Origin of the sequence: Streptomyces sp. NRRL WC-3626 (assembly GCF_000718785.1) — a bacterium.
Lineage (GTDB): Bacteria > Actinomycetota > Actinomycetes > Streptomycetales > Streptomycetaceae > Streptomyces > Streptomyces edwardsiae.
Window position 1 is genome coordinate 1 of the sequence record NZ_JOCA01000070.1, and the last position, 320, is coordinate 320.

1 protein-coding gene is annotated in these 320 nt (G+C 70.3%); it reads left to right on the plus strand.

Annotated elements, in window-relative coordinates; genetic code table 11:
- Positions 1-320, plus strand: a 320-nt coding sequence (locus tag IF28_RS0135860; protein WP_030229649.1) for a M23 family metallopeptidase, incomplete at both ends; no start/stop codon positions are given.

Consider the following 320-nt stretch of genomic DNA (forward strand, 5'->3'; position numbering starts at 1 on the left):
ACGGCGGCATGTGGGCGCACAAGCACTCCGGCCAGGACTACGCCGTCCCGACCGGCACGAAGGTCATGGCCGCGCACGGCGGCACCGTCGTCAAGGCCGGCGGCAACGGCGCCGGTGACGGCCCCGCGTACGGCAACGCCGTCGTCATCAAGCACGGCAACGGCACGTACTCCCAGTACGCCCACCTGTCGCAGGTCGACGTGAAGGCCGGCCAGGTCGTCAAGACCGGCCAGAAGATCGCCCTGTCCGGCAACACCGGCAACTCCAGCGGCCCCCACCTGCACTTCGAGATCCGCACCACCCCGAACTACGGCTCCGCC